This window comes from Aeromicrobium chenweiae, assembly GCF_003065605.1.
GTDB classification, from domain to species: Bacteria; Actinomycetota; Actinomycetes; order Propionibacteriales; family Nocardioidaceae; genus Aeromicrobium; species Aeromicrobium chenweiae.
Genome location: NZ_CP026952.1, coordinates 1,764,859 through 1,782,233, shown reverse-complemented (window position 1 = coordinate 1,782,233; position 17,375 = coordinate 1,764,859). Strand labels below are relative to the sequence as shown.

Annotated in this window: 18 protein-coding genes; 7 read left to right on the top strand and 11 right to left on the bottom strand. The window is 70.8% G+C overall.

Annotation, left to right across the window (positions count from 1 at the left end; genetic code table 11):
- The first annotated feature begins 1 nt into the window (after position 1).
- Both C3E78_RS08535 and hrpA read left to right on the top strand, forming a co-directional pair.
- Positions 2–784: a CPBP family intramembrane glutamic endopeptidase gene (locus C3E78_RS08535; RefSeq protein WP_108577890.1), complete on the top strand. Its 783-nt coding sequence runs from the start codon at positions 2–4 to the stop codon at positions 782–784.
- Positions 781–4,380, top strand: a complete 3,600-nt coding sequence (gene hrpA / locus C3E78_RS08530) for an ATP-dependent RNA helicase HrpA (RefSeq protein ID WP_108577889.1) — start codon at positions 781–783, stop codon at positions 4,378–4,380. The genes C3E78_RS08535 and hrpA overlap by 4 nt, the downstream gene beginning before the upstream one ends.
- A 115-nt stretch (positions 4,381–4,495) precedes the next feature.
- On the opposite strand, the gene C3E78_RS08525 is transcribed toward hrpA, so the two are convergent.
- Entirely contained in the window at positions 4,496–4,855 is a 360-nt protein-coding gene (locus C3E78_RS08525; RefSeq protein ID WP_108577888.1) for an FKBP-type peptidyl-prolyl cis-trans isomerase, read from the bottom strand.
- A gap of 42 nt (positions 4,856–4,897) precedes the next feature.
- Here C3E78_RS08525 and C3E78_RS08520 point away from each other — a divergent pair, with 42 nt between their 5' ends.
- Positions 4,898–5,944, top strand: a complete 1,047-nt coding sequence (locus tag C3E78_RS08520; protein ID WP_108577887.1) for a zinc-binding dehydrogenase — start codon at positions 4,898–4,900, stop codon at positions 5,942–5,944.
- Here C3E78_RS08520 and C3E78_RS08515 read toward each other — a convergent pair.
- The 4 genes from C3E78_RS08515 to C3E78_RS08500 form a co-directional block, all read right to left on the bottom strand.
- A complete protein-coding gene (locus tag C3E78_RS08515; protein ID WP_108577886.1) occupies positions 5,922–6,251 on the bottom strand; it encodes a DUF952 domain-containing protein in 330 nt (109 codons plus the stop codon). The genes C3E78_RS08520 and C3E78_RS08515 overlap by 23 nt on opposite strands.
- Positions 6,248–6,697 carry a MarR family winged helix-turn-helix transcriptional regulator gene (locus tag C3E78_RS08510; protein WP_108577885.1) on the bottom strand — a complete coding sequence of 150 codons (450 nt, stop codon included), beginning with the start codon at positions 6,695–6,697 and terminating at the stop codon, positions 6,248–6,250. The genes C3E78_RS08515 and C3E78_RS08510 overlap by 4 nt, the downstream gene beginning before the upstream one ends.
- A gap of 76 nt (positions 6,698–6,773) precedes the next feature.
- Positions 6,774–7,994: an acyl-CoA dehydrogenase family protein gene (locus tag C3E78_RS08505; RefSeq protein ID WP_108577884.1), complete on the bottom strand. Its 1,221-nt coding sequence runs from the start codon at positions 7,992–7,994 to the stop codon at positions 6,774–6,776.
- A 14-nt stretch (positions 7,995–8,008) separates the two neighbouring features.
- The gene (locus C3E78_RS08500; protein ID WP_235833778.1) at positions 8,009–9,325 is read right to left on the bottom strand and encodes an acyl-CoA dehydrogenase family protein; all 1,317 of its coding nucleotides are present in this window, start codon (positions 9,323–9,325) and stop codon (positions 8,009–8,011) included.
- A gap of 174 nt (positions 9,326–9,499) precedes the next feature.
- On the opposite strand from C3E78_RS08500, the gene def reads away from it, so the two are divergent.
- Positions 9,500–10,111, top strand: a complete 612-nt coding sequence (gene def, locus C3E78_RS08495) for a peptide deformylase (RefSeq protein ID WP_108577882.1) — start codon at positions 9,500–9,502, stop codon at positions 10,109–10,111.
- A gap of 94 nt (positions 10,112–10,205) precedes the next feature.
- Positions 10,206–11,096 carry a DUF5343 domain-containing protein gene (locus C3E78_RS08490; RefSeq protein WP_108577881.1) on the top strand — a complete coding sequence of 297 codons (891 nt, stop codon included), beginning with the start codon at positions 10,206–10,208 and terminating at the stop codon, positions 11,094–11,096.
- On the opposite strand, the gene C3E78_RS08485 is transcribed toward C3E78_RS08490, so the two are convergent.
- Positions 11,093–11,899: a TrmH family RNA methyltransferase gene (locus tag C3E78_RS08485; protein WP_108577880.1), complete on the bottom strand. Its 807-nt coding sequence runs from the start codon at positions 11,897–11,899 to the stop codon at positions 11,093–11,095. The genes C3E78_RS08490 and C3E78_RS08485 overlap by 4 nt on opposite strands.
- An 18-nt stretch (positions 11,900–11,917) precedes the next feature.
- Here C3E78_RS08485 and C3E78_RS08480 point away from each other — a divergent pair, with 18 nt between their 5' ends.
- Positions 11,918–12,445: a YbhB/YbcL family Raf kinase inhibitor-like protein gene (locus C3E78_RS08480; RefSeq protein ID WP_108577879.1), complete on the top strand. Its 528-nt coding sequence runs from the start codon at positions 11,918–11,920 to the stop codon at positions 12,443–12,445.
- 75 nt (positions 12,446–12,520) lie between these two features.
- Here the strand turns inward: C3E78_RS08480 and C3E78_RS08475 are convergent, their stop codons facing one another.
- From C3E78_RS08475 to C3E78_RS08460, 4 genes are all read right to left on the bottom strand, one after another.
- The gene (locus tag C3E78_RS08475) at positions 12,521–13,336 is read right to left on the bottom strand and encodes a lytic transglycosylase domain-containing protein (RefSeq protein ID WP_108577878.1); all 816 of its coding nucleotides are present in this window, start codon (positions 13,334–13,336) and stop codon (positions 12,521–12,523) included.
- 93 nt (positions 13,337–13,429) lie between these two features.
- Entirely contained in the window at positions 13,430–14,536 is a 1,107-nt protein-coding gene (locus C3E78_RS08470; RefSeq protein ID WP_108577877.1) for an SPFH domain-containing protein, read from the bottom strand.
- Positions 14,536–14,985, bottom strand: a complete 450-nt coding sequence (locus tag C3E78_RS08465; protein WP_108577876.1) for an NfeD family protein — start codon at positions 14,983–14,985, stop codon at positions 14,536–14,538. Before C3E78_RS08465 ends, C3E78_RS08470 begins: the two co-directional genes overlap by 1 nt.
- On the bottom strand, positions 14,982–15,812 hold the full coding sequence (locus C3E78_RS08460; RefSeq protein WP_108577875.1) for an ABC transporter ATP-binding protein: 831 nt from the start codon (positions 15,810–15,812) through the stop codon (positions 14,982–14,984). Before C3E78_RS08460 ends, C3E78_RS08465 begins: the two co-directional genes overlap by 4 nt.
- Before the next feature lie 80 nt (positions 15,813–15,892).
- On the opposite strand from C3E78_RS08460, the gene serB reads away from it, so the two are divergent.
- Positions 15,893–17,104, top strand: a complete 1,212-nt coding sequence (serB, locus tag C3E78_RS08455) for a phosphoserine phosphatase SerB (protein WP_108577874.1) — start codon at positions 15,893–15,895, stop codon at positions 17,102–17,104.
- Here the strand turns inward: serB and C3E78_RS08450 are convergent.
- Positions 17,101–17,370: an ArsR/SmtB family transcription factor gene (locus tag C3E78_RS08450; protein ID WP_235833779.1), complete on the bottom strand. Its 270-nt coding sequence runs from the start codon at positions 17,368–17,370 to the stop codon at positions 17,101–17,103. The genes serB and C3E78_RS08450 overlap by 4 nt on opposite strands.
- Between the last annotated feature and the right edge of the window lie 5 nt (positions 17,371–17,375).

Sequence of the window (17,375 nt, the reverse complement as noted above, 5' to 3'; positions counted from 1 at the left end):
GGTGTCCGACACCAGCCTTCACACCGATCGGCCCCGGGATCCTCGACCCCTGGGCCTGGAGGTCTGGATCGTCCTCGGGCTGTCGCTCGGCGCGTCGGGGGTCTACGCGCTCGTCAGCCTGATCCGCAAGGCGACGCTGCCCGGCGGGCTGCGCGACCAGACCGCGACCCTCAACAGCACGCAGGACGACCGCCAGGTCTTCGACTTCGTCTACCAGGTCCTCGGCATCGGGTTCGCGCTCGTGCCGGTGGCCCTGGTGCTGTATCTCCTGTCGCTGGACCCCGTGCGCGAGAGCGTGACCCGCCGCCTCGGGCTCGACCGCTCCCGCTGGCGGTTCGACGCCCTCTCCGGCTTCGGCCTGTTCGCCCTGATCGGCATCCCCGGCCTGGCGTTCTACTTCGTCGGCCGGGCGTTCGGCATCACCGCCGAGATCATCCCCTCGCCCGACATCGAGTACTGGTGGACGATCCCGGTCCTGGTCCTCGCCGCGGTCCAGAACGCCGTGCTGGAGGAGGTCGTGGTCATCGGCTACCTCATGACCCGCCTCAAGCAGCTCAGCTGGAGCACCCCCGCCACGATCGTCACCGCAGCCGCGCTGCGCGGCAGCTACCACCTGTACCAAGGGGTCGGGCCGGGCCTCGGCAACTTCGTGATGGGACTGGTCTTCGGCTACTGGTTCCACCGCACCCGGCGCGTCATGCCCCTGGTGGTCGCGCACACCTTGCTCGACGTCGTAGCCTTTGTCGGTTACCTCCTGTTCGCCGAGTCCCTGGGTTTGAAGTGAAGATCTCGTACGACCCGGCGCTGCCGATCACCGATCGCCACGACGACATCGCTGCTGCGATGCGCGACCACCAGGTCGTCGTCGTGGCCGGCGAGACCGGCTCCGGCAAGACCACGCAGCTGCCCAAGATCGCGTACGAGCTCGGGCGCCGCGCGATCGCGCACACCCAGCCGCGCCGGATCGCCGCCCGATCGGTGGCCAAGCGCCTCGCGGACGAGTGCGAGGTCGACCTCGGCGCCGAGGTCGGCTACGCCGTCCGCTTCGACGACCAGACCAGCGAGGCCACGGCCATCCGCCTGGTCACCGACGGCCTGCTGCTGGCCGAGCTGCAGCGCGACCGGCAGCTCTCGCGCTACGACACCGTCATCATCGACGAGGCGCACGAGCGGTCCCTGTCGATCGACTTCCTCCTCGGCTACCTGAAGCAGCTGCTCCCCCGGCGTCCCGACCTGAAGGTCGTCATCACCTCCGCGACGATCGACGTCGAACGCTTCGCGGAGATGTTCGACGCCCCGATCATCGAGGTCAGCGGCCGGACGTACCCGGTCGAGATCCGCTACCGTCCCCCGGCCGAGACCGGCGCCGACGACGAGCTGGACGCGATCGCGCAGGCCGTCTCGGAGCTGCCGAACGAGGGAGACATCCTCGTCTTCATGTCCGGCGAGCGGGAGATCCGCGACGCCACCGACTACCTCAACGGCAAGAAGTACCCGCGCACCGAGATCCTGCCGCTCTTCGGGCGCCTCGCCGCTGCGGACCAGCAGAAGATCTTCAGCAACCACCCCGGCCGCCGCATCGTCCTGGCCACCAACGTCGCCGAGACGTCCCTGACCGTTCCGGGCATCCGGTACGTCATCGACCCCGGGTTCGCGCGCATCTCCCGGTTCAGCCAGCGGCTCAAGGTGCAGCGCCTGCCGATCGAGCCGATCTCCCAGGCCAGCGCCTCCCAGCGCGCCGGACGCTGCGGCCGCGTCGCCGACGGCATCTGCATCCGCCTGTACTCCGAGGAGGACCACGACAGCCGGCCGGAGTTCACCGACCCCGAGATCCAGCGCACCAACCTCGCCTCGGTCCTGCTCCAGATGGCGTCCCTCGACCTGGGCGACATCAAGGACTTCCCGTTCCTGGACCCGCCGGACTCGCGAGCGATCAGCGACGGCATCAACCTGCTGTACGAGCTCGGCGCCCTGGACGCGAAGAAGTCCGGCGGCCGTGGGCTGACCAAGATCGGCCGGCGCATGTCGACGCTGCCGACCGACCCGCGCCTCGCCCGGATGCTGCTCGCGGCCGACAAGCTCGGCTGCCTCGGGGACGTCCTGGTGATCGTCTCGGCGATGTCGATCCAGGACCCGCGGGAGCGGCCGCTGGACCGGCAGCAGGCGGCCGACGAGATGCACCGGCGGTTCCGCGAGCCCGACTCGGACTTCCTGTCGTACCTGACGCTCTGGAAGTACATCCGCGAGATGCGCGACGAGCTGTCCAGCTCGGCGTTCCGGCGGCTGTGCCGCGACGAGTTCCTGCACTGGCTGCGGATCCGCGAGTGGCACGACGTGCACTCGCAGCTGCGCCGCACCGCCAAGGAGATGGGGCTCAAGCCCGGCACCGTCGGCGCCGACCCCGACCGCGTCCACCAGGCCCTGCTCAGCGGCCTGCTGTCACACGTGGGCCTCCGCGACACCGACGGCCGTGAGTACCTCGGCGCCCGCCAGGCCAAGTTCATGATCTTCCCCGGCTCGGGCCTGGCCAAGAAGCCCCCGCGCATGGTGATGGTCGCCGAGCTGGTCGAGACCGGACGGCTCTGGGGACGCACCGCGGCCAAGATCCAGCCCGAGTGGGTCGAGGAGGCCGGCGCGCACCTGGTCAACCACGTCTACAGCGAGCCGCACTGGTCGCGCCGTCGCGGCGCGGTCATGGCCCGCGAAAAGGTGCTGCTGTTCGGGATCCCGCTGGTCGCGGACCGGCTCGTGCAGTACGGCCGGATCGACCCGGTCGTCTCGCGCGACCTGTTCATCCGGCACGCGCTCGTGCAGGGAGAGTGGCGGACGCACCACGAGTTCTTCGCCGCCAACCAGCGGATGATCGCAGGCGTCGAGGAGCTCGAGGAGCGCCTGCGCCGACGCGACCTGCGGGTCGACGACGAGACGCTGTACGCGTTCTACGACCAGCGGGTGCCGGCCGACGTGGTGTCGACCCGGCACTTCGACTCGTGGTGGAAGCAGGCCCGCCGCAAGGACCCCGACCTCCTCACGTTCGACCCTGCGATGCTCAGCGACGGACCGGCCGACGCCGACGAGGAGTTCCCCCGCGAGTGGCACTCCGACGGCGAGTCGTACCCGCTGACGTACGCCTTCGAGCCGGGCATGCAGGACGACGGCGTGACCGTCGACCTGCCGGTCGACCGCCTGCTGACCGTCGACGACCGGGCGTTCGACTGGCACGTGCCGGGCCACCGCGTGGAGCTCGTCACCGAGCTCATCCGATCGCTGCCCAAGCGGCTGCGGCGCGAGTTCGTGCCCGCGGGACAGTTCGCGCCGCGGCTCGTCGAGGCGATGGCCCCGTCCGCGCCCGACCTCAGCGAGGAGCTCGCGCGGCAGATGCGGCTGCTCAACGGCACGATCGTGTCGGCCGACGACTTCGACTTCGAGTCCCTCCCCCCGCACCTGCGGGTGACGTTCCGTGTCGTCGAGGACGGCGTCGAGCTCGCGCGCGGCAAGGACCTGGCCACTCTGCGCCGCGAGCTCTCGAGCCACGTGCGTGCCGACCTGACGAAGGTCGCGCGCCAGGAGGAACGCACCGGGCTGCGCTCGTGGGACGTCGGCACGATCGAGCCGACCATCACCGCCGGTCAGGTGACCGGATACCCCGCGCTCGTCGACGAGGGGTCGTCCGTCGCGCTGCGGGTCCTCGACACCGCCGCCGAGCAGTCCGTCGCGATGGTCAAGGGCCAGGCGCGGCTGCTGTCGTACGCGCTGCCGACGCCCGTCCCGCAGCTGGGACGGGCGCTCGACCTGCACGCCAAGCTGCTGCTGTCGACCGGTCCGCACAAGGACGCGGCCGCGGTCATCGAGGAGTGCTGGCTCGCGGCGCTGGAGTCGCTGGTCGTGCGGCACGGCGGGCCGGTGTGGGACGAGGTGATGTTCGGCCTGCTGCACGAGACCGTGCGCGCGGAGGCGTACGACGAGACCGAGCAGGCCGTGCACGCGGTGATCGCGACGCTGCAGGCGCTCGGCGAGGTCACCCCGCTGCCCTCGACCGAGGCCGGCGAGGACGTCCGGGTGCAGCTGTCGTGGCTGATCTACCCGGGGTTCATCCGGGACGCCGGGGTGGCGCAGCTGCGCCGGTTCCCGCTGTACCTGCAGGCGGCGAAGCGGCGGCTCGACGCGCCCCTGACCGACGACCTGCTCGCGACCCAGGACCTGGAGGCGCGCTTCCACGCGCGGACCGCGTCGCTGTCGACGTGGGCGCGGCTGGCGCCGGAGGTGCAGCACGTCCGGTGGGCCCTCGAGGAGCTCCGCCTGAGCCTGCTGGCCCAGAACCTGCGGACCGCGTTCCCGGTCTCGGTCAAGCGGGTCACGGCCCTCGTCGACGCCCTCTGAGCGTCCGCAGGGGTGTCGGATTCCCACGGTCCCGTGGGAATTGGTCACTCACCTCGTGTTGTAACCCGAGGTAAGTGCACAATCCCCACGGTCCCGTGGGAAACCGACGACGGGGTCAGACGCCCAGGAGGTCGATCACGAAGACGAGCGTCTTGCCCGAGAGGCGGTGGCCGCCTCCGGCGGGGCCGTACGCGAGCTCGGGCGGGCAGACCAGCTGACGGCGTCCGCCGACCTTCATGCCGGGGATGCCCTCCTGCCACGCCTTGATCAGCTGCGGCAGCGGGAACCGCGCGGACTGGCCACGGTCCCACGAGGAGTCGAACTGCTCGCCGGTGTCGAACTCGACGCCGACGTAGTGGACGTCGACGACGCCGCCGGGAACGGCCTCGGGGCCGTCGCCCACGATGATGTCCTTGATCTGGAGCTCGGTGGGCGCGGGGCCCTCGATGAAGTCGATTTCAGGCTTGTCAGTCATGCTCCTGATCCTTCCACATGGCCCCACTGCCAGAATGCGGCCATGCGTGCCACCGTCCTCCATGCCCCCCGTGACATCCGCCTCGACGACGTCGCCGACCCCCAGCTCCTGCACGACACCGACGCGATCGTCCGCGTCGTCGCTGCCTGCGTCTGCGGCTCCGACCTGTGGTCCTACCGCGGTGTCCACCCGGATCCGCACCCCGTCCGCATCGGGCACGAGTTCGTCGGCATCGTGGAGTCCGTCGGCGCGGACGTCTCGGCCGTCGCGCCGGGTGACTTCGTCATCGCCCCGTTCATGTACGCCGACAACACCTGCCTGCTGTGCCGCCACGGCGTCCACACCTCGTGCCCCAACGGCGGCATCTGGGGACGTCCGGACCGTCACGGGCAGGACAACGACGGCGGCCAGGGCGAGCTCGTCCGCGTCCCCCAGGCCGACGGGACGCTCGTGACCACGCCCGAGCAGCCCGACCAGGCCATGGTCGCGCACCTGCTCACGCTGACGGACGTCTTCCCCACCGGCCACCACGCCGCAGTGGCCGCGGGCGTCACCGCCGGCAGCAACGTCGTCGTGGTGGGCGACGGCGCGGTGGGTCTCAGCGCCGTGCTGGCCGCCAAGCGCCTCGGCGCGGCGTCCGTCGTCGCGATGAGCCGTCACGAGGACCGTCAGCAGCTGGCCCGCCAGTTCGGTGCCGACCACGTCGTCGCCGAGCGGGGCAAGGCGGGCGCGGGCCTGGTCAGGGAGCTGTTCGACGGGATCGGTGCGGACCACGTGCTCGAGTGCGTGGGCACCAAGGAGAGCATGGAGCAGGCCATGCGCAGCGCACGTCCCGGAGGGCGGATCGGCTACGTCGGCATCCCGCACGACGCCGAGGTGAACCTGCCCTCGATGTTCGGGCGCAACATCGGCATCGCCGGCGGCGTGGCACCGGTCCGCGGGTACATCGAGGGCCTGCTGCCGGACGTCCTGTCGGGCGCCGTGCGGCCCGGCGACGTCTTCGACCTGACGCTGCCGCTCGACAAGGTCGCCGAGGGCTACCGAGCGATGGACGAGCGCACGGCCATCAAGTCGATGCTGACCCTGTGAACGGCTCCGCCGAGACCACCGCATCGGCGTTCAGCGGGCCGTAGACGTGCGGGAAGGGCTCGGGCTGCCCCGGCACGTCGTCGAGCTGCCAGGGGGACGTCAGCAGCTCGGTGTCGATCTCCAGGAGCACCAGCGGCTCGGTGACCTCCCGGTAGAAGCGGTCGTGGACGCCGGCGACCTGCGTGCCCTGCGAGCAGTGGATGAACCCCACGTCGTCCAGGTCCAGCCCCAGGGTCGAGACCGTGTACGTGCCGCGGGCCAGTGCGTCCGCCCAGGACGCAGCCGTCGCGAGGTGGAAGATCCTCAAAACTCGGTCTCGGCCCGGTCGTTGAGCCGGGTCAGGCTCCGGGCGAACACCGCGACCTCCTCAGGCGTCCAGTCGTCCAGCAGCGCGAGGAGGCGCTCGTGGCTGTTGCGGCGGTACTCGGCCACCCGGGCCTCCGTCTCCGGCCGGGCCACGAGCAGGTGGGCCCGGCCGTCGTCGGGGTCCGGGATGCGGGTGATGAGCCCGAGCTTCTCCATCGAGGCGATGGCCCGGCTCGCGGTCGACTTGTGCACCCCGAGCTCCTCGGCGATCTCCGAGCCGCGGATGCCGTCGGGGGCGTCGCAGATCAGGAGCAGGAACGTGAAGCTGCCGTAGTCGAGCCGGGGGTGGATCTCCCCGAGCGATCGAAGGCTGCGCGCACGCACGCGGCGCACGAACCGCGTCAGCTCGAAGTCGACGTCCAGGCCGGCCGGGAGTTCGCTCGTCATGGGTGAAGCATAGGCAACACCGCTGCGCCCCCGGCCAGGCGGGAGCGCAGCGGTGACGGCGTGTCGCGCGAACGCATCAGCGCAGCTCGGACGACGTCAGGTTCAGCAGGCGACGGGCCACGATGAGCTGCTGGATCTGCTGGGTGCCCTCGAAGATGTCGAGGATCTTGGAGTCGCGGGACCACTTCTCGATGAGCTCGCGCTCGCTGTAGCCGTAGGTCCCGGCCAGCTCGACGCAGCGCAGGGTGATCTCGTTGCCGATCCGCCCGGCCTTCGCCTTGGCCATCGACGCCTGCATCGAGTTCGGCTTGCGGTTGTCCGCCATCCAGGCCGCCTGCAGGGTCAGCAGCAGCGCGGCCTCCCAGTCGGCCTCCATCGCGATGAAGGTCGCCGCCGCGTACGACTGCGACTGGGCCGGCCGGTCGTAGTCGATGACGACACCCGCGTTCTCGAGCAGCTCCCGGGTGTCCTCGAGCGCCGCCCGCGCGCAGCCGACGGCCATCCCGGCGACCAGCGGCCGGGTGTTGTCGAAGGTCGCCATCGCGCCGGCGAACCCCTGCTTGGTGTCGATCTCGGGGTTGCCCAGCAGGTTCTCGGCCGGCACCCGGCAGTTGTCCAGGACGATGACTGCCGTGTCGGACGACCGGATGCCGAGCTTGTGCTCGAGCCGCTCGACGCGGATGCCCGGCAGGCTCTTGGGCACGAGGAAGGACTTGATGGCCGCCCGGCCCAGGCTCCGGTCGAGCGTGGCCCACACGACGACGGAGTCCGCGCGCTCGCCGGACGTGACGTAGATCTTCTCGCCGTTGAGGACGTACGCGTCGCCGTCCTTGACCGCGGTCGTGGTGATGTTCGCCGAGTCGGACCCCGTGCCGGGCTCGGTGATCGCCATCGCGGCCCAGGTGCCCTTGAACCGCTCGAGCTGCTCGTCGTTGGCGACCGACGCGATGGCCGAGTTGCCGAGGCCCTGACGGGGCATCGACAGCAGCAGGCCGACGTCAGCCCAGCACATCTCGATGACCGAGAGCACCGACGACATGTTCGTGCCGTTCTTGACCTTGCTCTTCTTGCCGTCGGACTCGTCCTCCCCGCGGCGGACCCCGGCCGCGCCGGCGCCCTGCCCCTGGCCGGAGTCGCCCATGCCGTCCACGAGGGACGCCAGCAGGTCGAGCTCCTTGGGGTACGCGTGCTCGGCGAGGTCGTACTTGCGGGAGTTGGCGCGGAGGAACTCGTCCGCGACCTGGTGCGCCTGCTTGACGAACGGACGGAACTTGCGGGGTGTCTCGAGGTTGATCATGTCTGTGTCCGCCCTCAGACGAGGACTGCTCCTTCCATCAGGCCGACGGCTCGCAGGTCGCGATACCACCGCTCCACCGGGTGCTCCTTGACGAAGCCGTGGCCCCCGAGCAGCTGGACGCCGTCGGTGCCGATCTTCATGCCGTACTCCCCCGCGAGCCGCCGCGCGAGGGCGACCTCGCGGGAGAAGTCGAGGCCCTGCTCGGCCCGCGAGGCCGCCTTGAGGGTCACGAGGCGCATGCCCTCCAGCTCGATCGCGATGTTGGCGACCATGAACGCGACGGCCTGCCGGTGGGCGATGGGCTCGCCGAACGCCGAGCGGGTTTTCACGTAGTCCTTGACGTAGTCCAGGACAGCCTTGCCGGTGCCGAGCGCCAGGCCGGCCCACGCGAGGCGGGACAGGCGGATGCACTCGCGGTAGTCGTCCTCCGTGCCCTGGCCCAGGATCGCGTCGGCGGGCAGCTCGACATCGGTCAGCACCAGCCGGCTGAGACCGGCAGCGCGCAGGCCCATGCTGGGATCGGCCTCGATGGCCACGCCCTCGGTGCCGGACTCGACGACCAGGAGCCGCGGCCCCTGCCCCTCGATGTCCGCGGCGACCACGAACAGCTCGGCCTCGCTGCCACGCACCACCCCGGACTTCACCCCGTTCAGGACGTAGCCGCTCGCGGTGCGCACAGCCGTCGTCTGCAGCTCGAACGGGTCGAACAGGGGGCGCGGCTCGGCGACGGCCAGGGCGGCGGCCGGGATGTCGTCACCGGTGAGCGCCGGGAGATACGTCTGCTGCTGCGCGTCCGAGCCCCACAGCGAGATCGCGGTGGCGACCGCGGCGGGCGCGAGGCACGCCACGGCCTGGCCCATGTCGCCCTCGGCCAGAGCCTCGGCCACCAGGACGCCGGTCACGGCGGAGCGGTCCTCCGACAGGCCGCCGAGGCTCTCGGGGACGTTGAGGAGGGTCAGGCCGAACTCGCTGGTCTGCGCCAGGACCTCCTTCGGGGTGTCGTTGACGTCCTCCGCCGCAGGAGCCCCGGGACGCAGCACCTCGGCCGCGAACTCGCGGACGACGCCGACGATCATCTGCTGGTCCTCGGTCGGCTCCAGGTCGAACACGCCGCTGTCCGGCGTCCGGGCGGGGCGGGTCGGCGCGCCGCTGGCCTGGACCCGCCGGAAGGCACGACTGGTCGCCCCCGCGACGCGGAAGCCGCTCCTGGCTCCCTCGTACACCGCCCGCTCGGCGGTCTTGCGCAGTCGGAGCCTGTCGACGGTCGACGAGCTGGCGATGCGGTTGAGCACCGCCAGTCCGATGCCCATGGGATCTCGGTGGGTGGCCACAGGAACTCCTCGAGGTGTGGTCGTCCGGAACGGGGGTGCCCGCCACGTCCGGGTGTAACTCTGAGTTACGTCCGGGACGCCCATGGTATTCCACCGCGCACCCGGGGGCCAGCACCCGGGGCACACTCGTCGGCTGGATAACCTTGGGCCACCGAACCCAAGGAGTCCCACCCCGTGTCCAGCCTCGCGTCCCAGTCCCGTCCCCTCCCCGAGGGAGGCTCCGTCCTGCCCATCACCCGGTGGGGGACGCCGGTCATGCACCGAGAGCTCGCCGACGTGACGGTCTTCGACGACGAGCTGCGCACGCTGGTGGCCGACATGGTCGCCACGATGTACGCCGCCAGGGGCGTGGGCCTCGCGGCCAACCAGGTCGGCGTCGACCTGAAGGTGTTCGTCTTCGACTGCCCCGACGACGACAACAACACCGTCACCGGCGTTGTCTGCAACCCGGTCCTGACGCTGCCCGAGGGCAAGGAGCGCCACCTGGAGGAGGAGGACGAGGGCTGTCTGTCGCTCCCCGGCGCCTTCACCGGCTGCGCGCGTCCCGACGTCGCGCACGTCACGGGCCAGGACGAGAACGGCGAGCCCGTCGAGTTCCACGGCACCGGCCTGCTGGCCCGCTGCCTGCAGCACGAGACCGACCACCTGTTCGGCACCGTCTTCGGCGACCGAGTGCCCGAGCGGGCCCGCAAGAAGCTCTACAAGCAGCACCAGGAGCTCGCCGAGAACTACCCGGGCGACTGGCCCGTCACGGTCCTGGTCGACGACGACGTCATCGAGCGCTGATCAGGTTCCACGTGCTCGCCGTCTCACCCCGGGCTCCCGGGTCCGTGGGTGCTGACGGGTAGGTTTGAGGTCGGACGTTAGGCAAGGAGGATCGATGGCAGGGATGCCTCACACGACGGTCCCCACCTCGATCCCGATCGTGCTCCGCACGATCCGCTCCGCCACCGTTCCGCGCAAGGTCACCGGCCTGTTCCTCGAGGCCAACGGCCTTCCGGAGGGCGAGGGCATCCACATGGTCGGGCTCCTGCGCACCCTCGGCTTCATCGACGGCGCCGGTCGTCCCACGATCATCTGGAGCCGCTACCGGCGCCTCGACCAGTCCGCCGTGGTCCTCGCGACCGCGGTGCGCTCGGCGTACGCTCCGCTGTTCGAGCGCTTCAGCGACGCCTACGACCAACCGGCCGAGGCGCTGGCCCGGGTCATCCGCCGTCACACCGAGTACTCCGAGCACCACATCGCCCGCACGGCCGAGTGCTTCCTCGTGCTGTGCGAGCTCGCCGACTTCACCGTGACCGTCCTGGTCCCCGCCCAGCAGCAGCCGTCCGGCACCATCCGGCTCACTCCCCGCGAGCGACTGACCGCGATGCGCCGCCTCACCGCCGCCCACGCCGAGGCCCTCGAGTGCGTGAGCCACGACCTGCAGCGTCCCGCGCACGTCTCGGTCTGGAACGCCTTCGCCGCCACCGCGCTGACGATCCTCGCGGCGGACGACTTCGGCGCGGTCCGCGCGGTCCGTCCCTCGTGGAAGGGCACGACGGTCGAGGACCTCTCGATGCACACCAGCGGGGAGCTGCTGCTGGAGATGCTGTCGCAGCTCAAGCTGGTGGATCTCGCCGAGGTCGACGACCTGGGAATCCTGCTCCAGCGCCGCCACGACTGTGCGCACCCGACGTTCTACACGCCCACCTCGGAGGAGGCCGGCGCCTACGTGGCCGACGTGGTCGCGGCGGCCCTCATGCTGATCAGCCGCGCGCTCGACGCCTAGCTCCGGGCGCGCAGCTCCCAGCACGCCACCGCGACCGACGACGCCACGTTCAGCGAGTCGATGTCCGCGGCCATGGGGATCGTGATGCGGTGGTCCGCGCCCTGCTCCCAGCGCGCGGTCAGCCCGTGGCCCTCCGACCCGACGACCACCGCGAGCCGCTCCACGTCGTGATCGACCTGGTCGATCGGCACGCTGTCGTCCGCGAGCGTCATGGCGTACGTCGTGTAGCCCGCGGCACGCAGCAGGTCGGGCGCGCCGTACCAGTCCTCGACGCGGGCGTACGGCAACCAGAACACCGATCCCATGGACACCTTGATCGCGCGGCGGTACAGCGGGTCGGCGCACCGCGGCGACAGCAGCACGGCGTCGAAGCCCAGGGCCGCGACGCTGCGGAAGATGGCCCCGACGTTGGTGTGGTCGGCGAGGTCCTCGATCACCACGACCCGGCGGGCGTCGGCGAGCACCTGCTCGGGCGTGGGCAGGTCAGGACGCTCGAGGGCGGCGAGCGCACCGCGGTGGACGTGGAACCCCGTCAGCCTCTCGATCGCGGCGTCGTCCAGCACGAAGCACGGCGCATCGGAGGCGTCCAGGATGTCGGCGAGCCCGTCGAGCCAGCGCGGCGACATGAGGAAGGAGCGCGGCCGGTGGCCGGACTCGACCGCGCGCCGCACGACCTTCTCGCCCTCGGCGAGGAACAGACCGCGCTCGGACTCGAGCCGTAGACGCAGCTGGACGTCGCGCAGGTCGACGTAGTCCCGGAGTCGAGGATCGTCGAGGTCGTCCAGTCGTACGATCGCAGCCACCGCGTTAGCCTAGCGACCATGAGTCTCGAACGCCCCGTCACACCCGATCCGTACCCGCTGCTGCCCGCCGTCGCCTCGTTCACCGTGACGAGCGACGACGTCTCGGACGGCAAGCCTCTGAAGGACGACCAGGTCGCCTCCGGCGGTGACACGTCGCCGCGGCTGTCGTGGAGCGGCGCCCCCGAGGGCACGAAGTCGTACGTCGTCACGTGCTTCGACCCCGACGCCCCGACGGTGTCCGGCTTCTGGCACTGGGTCGCGGTCGACATCCCGGCCGACGTGACCGAGCTGGCCGTGGGTGCGGGCGCCTCGGACGACACCCTGCCGGGCGGTGCGTTCCACGTGCGCAACGACGGCGGCGGGCTGGCGTTCACCGGTGCGGCCCCGCCGGAGGGCGACCAGGTGCACCGGTACTTCTTCGTGGTCCACGCGGTGGGCGAGGAGACGCTCGGCGTGGACGCATCGGTGTCGCCGGCAGTGGTCGGCTTCAACCTCGCGTTCAAGACCCTCGGCCGGGCCATCATCCACGGCACCTACGCCCACTGACCAGATTTGCGGGCTCCTGCACGCTTTTCACCGCGAGAAACGGTGCAGGAACCCGCAAATCGGGGCGGGGGCGGGTCAGCTGCCGGCGTAGCGGTTCGCCCCGGCCAGGACGCTGAGGACGTACGCCTCGGAGTGGTTGTAGGAGAACACCGCCCGCGTCCAGCCGGTGCCGGTCGTCAGGTCCGCACCTGACGAACAGAGGTACCGGCCGGCCGCGTACGCGGCGTCGTACACGTTGTGCGGGTCCGCCGCGCCGTCCCCGTTGCCGTCCGAGCGCCACGTGGCCCACGTGGAGGGGATGAACTGCATGGGGCCCATCGCGCGGTCCCACTGCTCGTCACCGTGCTGGCGCGCGGAGTCCTCGTCGGACGGGATGCGCGCGGTCCCCGCGGTGCCGTCGAGCGCTGGGCCGAGGATCCGGCGCGAGGTCGTGCCGTCGGTCCGCAGGCGTGAGCCGTGGCTGGTGCCGTGGCCTGACTCCACCCTGCCGATGCCCGCCAGGGTCGTCCACCCGAGCCGGCACGCCGGCTGCTCCTGGGCGAGGCGCAGCGACGCGGCGCCGTACGCCTCGAGCGCGACGGGTCCGATCCCGGTTCGTGCCGAGGTCCGCTCGACCCAGACGTCCGCGACGCCCGAGCGCGTGCGGACAGGGGCGGGTTCGGCCCTCACCGGCTCGTTCGACGGCTTCACCGGCGCCATCGTGGTCGTGGGCGTCGGCGTCGGAGTCGGTGACGGCGCCTGCGGGGCCGCCCGCTGCGCCGGCGGCTCCGGGGACGACGACCCGGTCGTGAGCGCGGAGACCGCGATCAGCGCGGCGGCGACGACCAGGACGGCGCTCAGCCCGAGCAGCAGCCCGTTGGTCGACCGGTCGCCGTTCGACTCAGACGTCATGACGGCTCCCCGTCGGGCGAGGGTCCTGGTTGCACACGGTCACTGATCCAGTATCCGCGCGATTGCCCCAGGACGCCTCGCCCGAGGAGAGATTCAGCCCTGCGGAGCCCCGGGAGGCGGCGGCGGGGGCTCCTCCTGGGACGGCACGTCCGCGGCGCTGGTGGCCGGGTTCTCGGCGGCCTTGGCGGCGTCGAGAGCCTCCTGGACGGCCTCGTTGGTCGCCGACGTGTCGGCGGCACCGTCGTCCTCGATGGGCGCATCGAAGTCGATACGGGTCTTGCTGCCCCCGCCGTCGACCGGGATCTTGCCGACCGTGCCGCCGAGCGTCCCGAGCGCCTTGGTGAGCTCGGCCGGGATGATCCACGTCGTGGCGTTGTCGCCCTCGGCGATCTTCGGCAGCATCTGCAGGTACTGGTACGACAGCAGCTTCTGGTCCGGGTTGCCGTCGTGGATGGCCTGGAAGACCGTCTGGATGGCCTGCGCCTCGCCCTGCGCGCGCAGGATCTGGGCCTGGCGGTCGGCCTGGGCGGTGAGGATCTGCGCCTGGCGCTGGCCCTCGGCCGTCAGGATGGCCGACTGCTTGTCGCCCTCGGCCGTGAGGATCGCCGACTGGCGCTCGCCCTCGGCGGTGAGGATCGCGGCACGCTTGTTGCGCTCGGCGCGCATCTGCTGCTCCATCGCGTCGATGATCGACGGCGGCGGATCGATGCCCTTGAGCTCGACACGGTTGACGCGGATGCCCCACTTGCCGGTCGCGGAGTCCAGCTCGCCGCGCAGGCCCGAGTTGATCTGGTCGCGGCTGGTCAGCGCGTGCTCGAGCGTCATGCCACCGGTGATGTTGCGCAGCGTCGTCATGGTGAGCTGCTCGATCGCCTGGATGTAGTTGGCGATCTCGTACGTCGCGGCGACCGGGTCGGTGACCTGGAAGTAGATGACCGTGTCGATCGAGACCACCAGGTTGTCCTCGGTGATGACCGGCTGCGGCGGGAACGAGACCACCTGCTCGCGCAGGTCGATGACGTACCGCACCTTGTCGATGAACGGCACGACGATGTTCAGGCCGGCGGACAGGGTCGTGCGGTACTTGCCGAATCGCTCGACGATTCCCGATCGCGCCTGGGGCACGATCTTGACCGTCATGGAGACGACCACGATCGCCAGGACGGCGATGAGGATGAGCACGATGAGTGCTGCGGACATCAGATCTCCTTGGAGGTGACGACGGCGGTGGCGCCGTCGATCTGGGTGACAAGAACTTCTCGGCCGGTGTCGTACACGACGTCGTCGACCGCGCGGGCCGACCACAGCTCGCCGCGCACCTGGATGCGACCGTCCAGCCGGGTGACCGGCTCGACGACGATGCCCGACGCCCCGACCAGGGCCTCGTGACCGGTCCTCAGGGTCGGGCCCGCGTGCAGCCTCTCGACCACCGGCGGGCGGACGACGAACAGCAGCAGGACCGACACGACCGCGAACAGCACGATCGCGAGCCAGGCCGGGCCGCCCAGTCCGGCGGTGATGGCGGCGGCCAGCGCACCCATCGCGAACATCAGCAGGACGAGGTCGAGGCTCGCGAGCTCGATGAGCGCGAGGACCACCGCCAGCCCGAGCCAGCTCGCCCAGGCGTGCTCCTGGATCCAGTCGATCATGCGGTCTCCCCTGTCTCAGGACTGCGGTTGGCGCGCCGTCCGTATGCTGCCCGACGCGCGGCGAAGCGTCCACCTTCGCGGTCCAGCTGGATGCGCTGGCCGAACGTGGTGCCGAGGTTGTCCGCGGTCAAGGTCGTGTCGAGCGGGCCCTGGGCGACGACCTTGCCGTCGCGCATCAGCAGCACGTGCGTGAAGCCGACCGGGATCTCCTCCACGTGGTGCGACACCATGACCAGCACGGGTGAGTCGTCCGCGTGCGCCAGCACCTCGAGGCTGGCCAGCAGGTCCTCACGCGCCCCGAGGTCGAGACCGGCACCGGGCTCGTCGAGCAGCAGCAGCTCGGGATCGGTCATCAGGGCGCGGGCGATCAGCACGCGCTTGCGCTCACCCTCCGAGAGGGTGCCGAACGTCCGGCCGGCCAGTGCGGAGACGCCCCACTCCCCCATCATCTGCTGAGCGCGGGCGAGATCCTCCTCGTCGTACTCCTCCTGCCAGCGTCCGCTCACCGCGTGGGCGGCCGACAGCACGGCGTCCTGGACGGACTCCGCAGGCGGGATGCGGTCGGCGACCTTGGTGCTGGTGTGACCGATGCGCGTGCGGAGCTCGGAGACGACGACCTCGCCGAGCTTCTCGCCCAGGATCCGGACCGTGCCCCTCGTCGGGTGCATCGTGGCGCCGATGACCTGCAGCAGCGTGGTCTTGCCCGCGCCGTTGGGGCCGAGCACCACCCAGCGCTCGCCCTCGGCGACCGTCCAGGTCACGTCGTCCAGCAACGCCTTGCCCGAGCGCTCCACACTCACGTTGGTGAGCTCGAAAGCTGCAGGCATGAAACCTCCTGGTCGGCATGTGCGGCGGTGGTGTCAACCTATCGCGAGCCCCGCAGGCGTCAGCGATAGCCTCGGGTGCGATGACCGATCCCGTGCCCACGATGCACTTCACCGCGCCCACCGTCCTCGTCACCCTCACGGGCCCCGACCAGAGCGGCGTCACGACACGCCTGTTCGCCGACATCGAGTCCTTCGGGGTCGAGGTGATCGACGTCGAGCAGCTCGTCGTCCGCGGACGCCTGATCCTGAGCGTCCTGCTGACCGTCCCCGACGACATGGACGCCCTCGCGTCGACGGTCGACGCGGTGGGCGCCGCGTTCGGCCTCGAGGTCACCGTCGAGCACGGCACGGGCGACAACCGACCGCGACGGGTCGGCCGCGCGCAGGTCGTCGTCCTGGGCGCTCCCCTGCGTCCGGCCGCGATGGCCGCGATCTCCCGGCGCATCAAGGACGACGGCGGCAACATCGACCGCATCGTCCGCATGGCCCGCTATCCCGTCACCGCGATCCGCATGGAGGTGTCGGGAGCCGACCCCGACCAGCTGCAGTCGGACCTCGCCGCCGTGGCGTACGAGCAGGGCGTCGACGTCGCGGTGCAGGAGAACGGCATCCTGCGTCACGCGCAGCGCCTCGTCGTCATGGACGTCGACTCGACGCTGATCCAGGGCGAGGTGATCGAGATGATCGCGGCCCACGCCGGCTTCGAGGACGAGGTCGCGAGGATCACCGAGTCCGCGATGCGCGGCGAGCTCGACTTCGCCGAGTCGCTGGTCGCGCGCGTCGCGCTCCTGGAGGGGGTGGAGGAGTCGGCTCTCGACCGGGTCTACGAGACGCTCACCTACGCCCCGGGCGCCCGCACGATGATCCGTACGCTCAAGCGCCTGGGCTACCGGTTCGCGCTCGTCAGCGGCGGATTCACCCAGATCATCGAGAAGATCGCCGCCGAGCTCGACATCGACTACTTCGCCGCCAACGAGCTGGAGGTCATCGACGGTCGGCTGACCGGACGCATCGTCGGGCGGATCGTCGACCGGGCCGGCAAGGCCGAGGCCCTGCGGACGTTCGCGGCGGCGGCCCGCATCCCGGTCAAGAACACCGTCGCGATCGGCGACGGCGCCAACGACCTGGACATGCTCGCCGCCTCCGGCCTCGGCATCGCCTTCAACGCCAAGCCGCTCGTGCAGGAGCAGGCGAGGACCGCGGTGAACGTCCCGTACCTGGACGCGATCATCTACCTGCTCGGCATCACCCGCGAGGAGGTCGAGGCGGCCGACGCCGCGGACGGAAGCTAGTTGCGCGCGCCCAGGACCGAGTCGAGCAGCCCGGGGAACGCGGCGTCCAGCTCGTCGCGGCGCAGCGACACGACGCGGCGACGGCCGTCCGGCTCGTTGCGGACCACACCGGCCTCGCGCAGGACCTTCATCAGGTGCGACTTGGTGGACTTCGGCAGGTCGGGGTTGGTGGCTCCGCACTCGGCCATCCCCAAGGGACCGTCGGCGAGCTGCCGGACGATCTCCAGCCGGGCGGGATCGCTCAGGGCGAAGAGGACGTCTGTCAATGAGA